The 5,695-nt window shown below is 66.8% G+C and carries 6 protein-coding genes and 1 pseudogene; 6 read left to right on the top strand and 1 reads right to left on the bottom strand.

Annotation, left to right across the window (positions count from 1 at the left end):
• From ACRDU5_RS22175 to lnt, 3 genes are all read left to right on the top strand, one after another.
• The coding region (locus ACRDU5_RS22175; protein ID WP_526617141.1) for an ATP-binding protein at nt 1–1,515 on the top strand (1,515 nt) is incomplete at its 5' end.
• 30 nt (nt 1,516–1,545) lie between these two features.
• Nucleotides 1,546–2,430 carry a fructose bisphosphate aldolase gene (locus tag ACRDU5_RS22170; protein ID WP_526617140.1) on the top strand — a complete coding sequence of 295 codons (885 nt, stop codon included), beginning with the start codon at nt 1,546–1,548 and terminating at the stop codon, nt 2,428–2,430.
• 26 nt (nt 2,431–2,456) lie between these two features.
• A complete protein-coding gene (gene lnt, locus ACRDU5_RS22165) occupies nt 2,457–3,869 on the top strand; it encodes an apolipoprotein N-acyltransferase (RefSeq protein WP_526617142.1) in 1,413 nt (470 codons plus the stop codon).
• On the opposite strand, the gene ACRDU5_RS22160 is transcribed toward lnt, so the two are convergent.
• Nucleotides 3,832–4,278: a universal stress protein gene (locus ACRDU5_RS22160; protein WP_526617139.1), complete on the bottom strand. Its 447-nt coding sequence runs from the start codon at nt 4,276–4,278 to the stop codon at nt 3,832–3,834. The genes lnt and ACRDU5_RS22160 overlap by 38 nt on opposite strands.
• A 242-nt stretch (nt 4,279–4,520) precedes the next feature.
• Here ACRDU5_RS22160 and ACRDU5_RS22155 point away from each other — a divergent pair, with 242 nt between their 5' ends.
• From ACRDU5_RS22155 to ACRDU5_RS22145, 3 genes and pseudogenes are all read left to right on the top strand, one after another.
• A complete protein-coding gene (locus ACRDU5_RS22155; RefSeq protein ID WP_526617138.1) occupies nt 4,521–5,168 on the top strand; it encodes a UdgX family uracil-DNA binding protein in 648 nt (215 codons plus the stop codon).
• Between the two features lie 8 nt (nt 5,169–5,176).
• Nucleotides 5,177–5,599: a hypothetical protein gene (locus tag ACRDU5_RS22150; RefSeq protein WP_526617137.1), complete on the top strand. Its 423-nt coding sequence runs from the start codon at nt 5,177–5,179 to the stop codon at nt 5,597–5,599.
• A gap of 31 nt (nt 5,600–5,630) precedes the next feature.
• Nucleotides 5,631–5,695 (top strand): annotated as a pseudogene (locus ACRDU5_RS22145) (IS607 family transposase); the annotation flags it as partial.

Below are 5,695 nucleotides of genomic sequence, written 5' to 3'. Positions count from 1 at the left end.
GTGGTCGACGACCTGCTGGCGGCTCAACTCATCGATCAGGTCACGTTCACTCGACAGCCCGAGTATGTGTTTCACCAACCCCTTATCCGCAGCGTCGCATACGAGACGCAGCTCAGATCCGATCGGGTCGAATTGCATCGGCGGGTGGCCAACGCGATCGAACACCGAAGCGGGGGCGATGACGAGAAAGCCGCGCTGATCGCCGAGCACCTGGAGGCAGCCGGCGAATTACAGGCTGCATTCGACTGGCATATGCGCGCGGGCGCGTGGTCGAACAACCGTGATATCGCCGCGGCGCGTGCCTGCTGGGAACGTGCCCGCCAAGTTGCCGATGCGCTGCCCGCGGATCATCCCGGTCGCCCGGCGATGCGCATCGCACCACGCACCGCGATCTGCGCAACCGACTGGCGGATCCATGCCGACGACTCGCAGGCGCGCTTCGAGGAATTGCGAGAACTATGCGCTCCGGCAGGCGACCAGACTTCACTGGCCGTCGCCATCATGGGTCCGCTGTCCGTACGTGTGCAGCGCGGTGAGCCGCAGGAGGCACTGCGACTGGTTTCGGAAATGATGGACTTACTCGACTCGATCGGCGATCCGGCCCTGACCGCCCAAGCGGCATTCGGCGCTGCGGGGATCAAGGCGCAATTCGGCGAGCTCGACGAAGTTTTGCGGTTGGCGCAGGGAATCATCGATTGGGCAGACGGCGATCCAACGAAGGGCAACCTCATTGTGGGCTCGCCGTTGGCGGCGGCTTTCGGCCTGCGCGGCCTGGCCCGATCGTGGTTCGGCCGTCCTGGTTGGCGAGAGGACCTCGACGACGGCGTTGCACTCGCCGAGAAGAGCGCCGAACCGCTGACCCTCTCGGTGACAATGTCGTGGAAGTACGGCACTGGCGTTTGGAACGGGGTACTCCGCGCCGACGATTCGGCAGTGCGCACAACCGAGAACGCGCTGAGGACCGTCGAGTTGTCCGGAAATGACTACGCCGTTGCCATGGTCAAGTGGGTGCTCAGCTCCGTACTGCTGTGGCGGGATTCCGCACGCGATCGGCACCGCGGGCTCGATTTGTTGGCACAGGTCCACGACACGTCCATTCGGCAACGCTTCATGGGGATGGAACTTCCACTCATGGACTTCTTCTTCGGATGGGCCCAGGCCAGAGGTGGCGACCGCGACGGTGGAATAGCGGTCATCCGGAAGTCGGTGGACGTCATGGTGGCCCGTGGCCAGGTCGGCTACTTCATTCCAGCAATCGGTGTTTTCGTGCAGACGCTTTTGGCCCGCAGCGCCGAGGCAGACCTGGCCGAAGCCGAAGCTGCGGTCGCTAAGTTGGCAACCGCGCCGGCCGAAGGGTCGGTCATCCGGGACGTCTGGCTGCTGCGGTCACGCGCGATGCTGGCCCGGGCTCACGGGGATGGGGCTGCATACCGCGACCTCAAGCACCGGTATCGAGACACAGCGACGGCGCTGGGCTTCGAGGGGCATATCGACTGGGCCGAGGGGATGCCATGATGACAGAGGCCGCCTGGTAAGGAGATAGGCATGAATCAGGATCAGTTCAAGAAGGCGCAGAACGGCGCCGGCTTCATCGCGGCACTTGACCAGAGCGGCGGCAGCACCCCCAAGGCGCTGAAGCTCTACGGCATCCCCGAGGACGCCTACTCGAACGATGAGGAGATGTTCGACCTCGTCCACGAGATGCGCACCCGCATCATCACCAGCCCGGCCTTCGACGGCGACCGCATCATGGGCGCGATCCTGTTCGAGATGACGATGGACCGCCAGATCGACGGCCGCCCCACCGCCGACTACCTGTGGAACGTCAAGAACGTTGTGCCGTTCCTCAAGATCGACAAGGGTCTGGCGGACGAGAAGGACGGCGCGCAGACCATGAAGCCGATGCCCGGCCTGGACGACCTCTTGGACCGCGCGGTAGCCAACGGCGTCTTCGGAACCAAAGAAAGGTCTGTCATCAAGCTGCCCGGCGGGGGCCTGGACGCGGTGGTGGCGCAGCAGCTCGAGGTCGCTCGGCAGGTCCTCGCGAAGGGCCTGGTGCCGATCATCGAGCCCGAGGTCGACATCCACAGCCCGCGCAAGGCCCAGGCTGAGGACCAGCTGAAGGCCGGGCTTCTCGAGGGCGTGAACCAGCTCGGCGACGACCAGAACGTCATGCTGAAGCTGACGCTGCCGGACACCGACAACCTGTACCGGGAACTCGCCGACCACCCCAGGGTGGTCCGCGTGGTGGCGCTGTCCGGCGGCTACGGCCGCGACGAGGCGTGCGAGAAACTGGCCCGCAACCACGGCGTCATCGCCAGCTTCTCCCGTGCCCTCACCGAGGGGCTCACCGCACAGCAGAGCGACGACGAGTTCAACGCGACGTTGGATGCGGCGATCGCCGAGATCGCGAAGGCGTCGACTACCTGAGTTCGGTCCGGGGCTACGCGGCGGCCCTGATCGCCGGTGCACTGCCTGCCCTTGCCTTCCCTGCGGCGTCATGGTGGTGGCTGGCGTGGGTCGGGCTGGTCCCGTTGCTGTTTGTGGTGCGCACCGCGTCGACCGCAGTGCAGGGCGCGGTGCGCGCGTGGGTCGGCATGGCCGGGTTCGTGGTCGCCACCCAGTACTGGCTGCTACCCAGCGCGGGGCCGCTGCTGGCGGTGCTCGCCGTCGGGCTCGGGGCGCTGTGGCTGCCGTGGGGGTGGGTGGCGCACCGACTGCTTTCCGGGGAGCTCACCGTCCGGCGAGTGCTTGCCGCCGTCGCCGTGCTGCCGAGCGCATGGGTACTCGCGGAAGCGGCGCGGTCCTGGGACAAACTGGGCGGGCCGTGGGCGCTGATGGGCACCTCCCAGTGGAATCAGCCGGCGACGCTGGCGTCGGCGTCGGTGGGCGGCGTATGGCTGGTCAGCTTTCTCGTTGTTGCGGTCAATACCGCGGTCGTCGGGGCGATCCTGGTGCGCTCCGCCTGGGCGATTGCGCTGCCCGTCGTCCTGGTGGCGGTCGGCCCGGCGTGGTTCTGGTTGGGGCCGGCGCCTCCGCCGGGGCCGACGGCTCGGGTGGCGCTCGTTCAGCCGGGCGATATCGACGACGCGACGCCCCGACAGGCCGCTAGTGAGGCGCTCACCGCGGACCTGGCGGGCCAGCGGCTCGATCTGGTCGTGTGGGGTGAGAGCAGCGTTGGCGTGGACCTCGCGAGCCATCCGGACGTGATGGCGCGCCTGGCCGAGCTGTCCCGGCGGATCGGAGCGGACCTGCTGGTCAACGTCGATGCACGCGCACCGGGCGGCGGGATTTACAAGTCGTCGGTGCTGATCGGGCCGGACGGTGCGCGAGGCTCGTACGCGAAGACGCGGCTGGTGCCGTTCGGTGAATATGTACCGCTGCGGCCGCTGCTCGGTTGGGCCACCAGGCACACCAAGGCCGCTGCCGAGGACCGTCGGCGGGGTGAAGGACCGGTCGTGCTGCACACGGACTCGTTGGCTGTCGGCCCGTTGATCAGCTTCGAGGCGACGTTCTCGGACCTGCCTCGACGCGAGGTGCAGCTGGGTGCCGAGTTGCTGGCGTATCAGAGCTCGACGTCGACATATCAGGGCACGTGGGCACAGCCGCAGTTGGCGAGCATGGCCGCCGTACACGCCGTGGAAGTGGGCCACCCGGCGGTGCATGCCGGGCTATCCGGTGTCAGTTCGGCGTTCGACGCGCGCGGCCGCGAACTCGGGTGGTTTCCCGCCACCAATCGCGGTGCCTTGGTCGTGAACGTTCCGCTGGGGTCGCGGACCACCGTCTACCAACGATTTGGAGACTGGGTGATCGTCTTGGCGTTGCTGACCTTTACGGCGTGGTGTGCACGATCAGCACGTCGGACTTAGACCGGCGCGCGACGTTGGCCGGCACCGAACCGAGCAGCCGGCCCGCAATCGTGCTCAACCCGACGTTGCCGACCACCAGCAGATCCGCGTTCACTTCCTCGGCCAGGTCCACCAGCGCATCGACCGGCGCCCCGACGACGGCCTTCTCCTCGATGTCGGTCGCCCCGGCCGCCTTCGCCCGGTCCTTCGCCTCCCGCAGGATCGCGTAGATCGGGGCGTTGCCGGACATCTTGTAGCCCTCATCCTTGAGCTGGTCGGCTGCCCGCTGATCTTCGCTCTGGGGGAAGTAGGCCGTCGCCACGATCACCTTCGCGCCCGATCCCGCCGCAATCTGGCCGGCCTTGTCCACCGCACGCAACGACGAATCCGACCCGTCCGTGCCGACCACCACGGTCCGATAGCCGCTCATCCATACCCTCCCAGTGTCAGTTGCACCGCCAACGAACGACCCTAACCCGTTGTCCGACGACCGGGGAGGCGATTCACCACACCCGTTGACACTGTCGCGGCGGCTTTGGCGCTCCTACCCGCACTGATAGCAATTGGCATGCGGCGGCGTGAGCTTGCCGACAATGATCCGCGCCGCACCAATTGACGGTTCTGACAACCCTTTTGCGAATGATGGGATCCGAATCCGGGTATCCGCCAGTCATGGCGGCACAGACCGCGGCCGACTTCGTCCCCGACACACCCGACCTGGGCGAGCTGGCGGACGCCGCTGAGGGCTGTAAGGGCTGCGATCTGTACCTCAACGCGACGCAATCCGTGTTCGGCGACGGCTCGCGGTCCGCTGCGCTGTTGCTCGTTGGTGAGCAGCCGGGCGATCAGGAGGACAGGGCCGGCAAGCCGTTCGTCGGCCCGGCGGGCCGGCTGCTGGACAAGGCACTGGCGGCCGCCGATATCGATCGCGAACGGGTGTATCTGACCAACGTCGTGAAGCACTTCAAGTTCACCTTCCGGGGCAAGCGCCGCATTCACAAGACGCCCAGCCGGACCGAAGTAGTGGCCTGCCGGCCGTGGTTGTTCGCCGAAATCTCCGCCGTGCAACCCGACGTCGTCGTCCTGCTTGGGGCGACCGCTGCAAAGTCGTTGTTGGGCAGTGATTTTCGGCTAACCGCTCACCGCGGCGAGGTGCTGCTATTGCCGGAGACCGACGAACTGGATGTCGATCCCCAGGTGGTGGTCACGACTCATCCGTCGGCCCTGCTGCGTGGGCCACCAGAGGATCGGGAGAAGTCGTTCGCGGCGCTCGTCGCCGATCTGCGATTCGCGGCCGCGCAGTTGCCGCGTGCGGGATGATCATCAGGGTGCGAGGCGCCGACGATCAGGTCACCCGGCTGCCGGACGGGCGGATCATCGGGTATGCGCAATACGGCGATCCCGACGGTTTTCCGATCGTCAACGCCCACGGCGGGCTGGCCTGCCGCCTCGATGTGAAGGCGGCCGCTCCGGTCGGTCACGCGCTGGCGCATCGGGTGACGCGGGTGGCGATCGTCGCGGGCGCCCTGCCGCTCACCGAGCCGGCTGTGTACGACGAGCTTCCGCTGATGGATCGGGTGTTGACCCGAATGTCGCAGCGGGCGCCGTGGTTGGCGCGGCGGTTTTTGGCACGATGCGATTCGCGGCGATGTCGCGGGAAGCACTACGGCAACTTCACGGAATCGCGGAGGAATACCGCGCATGGGCCCGGCCGTGGGGTTGCCAGCTGTTGCGGGTTGAGTGGTCGGTAGTTGTCGGTGGTGTGCTGTAGGAACAGAAAGTATGAATCTAGCGGCGTGGGCTGAGCGCAACGGTGTTGCGCGCGTGACTGCGTATCGCTGGTTTCG

The organism is Mycobacterium sp., from assembly GCF_050701515.1.
GTDB lineage: Bacteria > Actinomycetota > Actinomycetes > Mycobacteriales > Mycobacteriaceae > Mycobacterium.
This window is presented reverse-complemented; position numbering and strand designations above follow the sequence as displayed.